1 pseudogene is annotated in these 451 nt (G+C 77.6%); it reads right to left on the bottom strand.

The features are described from left to right. Nucleotides 1-451 (bottom strand): annotated as a pseudogene (locus GVL52_RS32090) (LysR family transcriptional regulator); the annotation flags it as partial.

The following is a 451-nucleotide window of genomic DNA, read 5'->3' as shown; positions in this document are numbered from 1 at the left end:
CACCGGCACCAGCCGGTCCGAAGCGGGGGTGGCGTGGGCATAGGCCCGGCCATCCAGCCGCACCTCCAGCGCCGCATGGTGGTAGCCGAGCCAGAGGTCGGCCTCGCCGCGCTCCAGCATCGCCACGGTCTGCGCCAGCCCGTTGGTGACTACGTGCAGCTCCGCGGTCCGCAGCGTCGCGCGCATGCGCGGCAGCGCATCCGCCAGCACCGTGCGCGCCAGCGTGCGGCCCGTGGCGAGGGTCACCGACCGCGCCTGCCGCCCGGCGATGGCGCGCAGCTCGTCCTGCGACTGCGCCAGCTCCCGCGCCAGTTGCTCCGCCGTCGCGAGAAACGCCGTGCCTGCCGCGGTCAGCCGCACCGGGCCGCCGGCAGCGCCGCGGGCACTGCCATCGGCACCGGGCGCCGGCTCACCTTCCGCGCCGCCGCGCTCCACCAGCGCCGTGCCCGCC

Source organism: Rhizobium sp. 18055, from assembly GCF_902706285.1.
Classification (GTDB): Bacteria; Pseudomonadota; Alphaproteobacteria; order Rhizobiales; family Rhizobiaceae; genus Rhizobium.
This window is presented reverse-complemented; position numbering and strand designations above follow the sequence as displayed.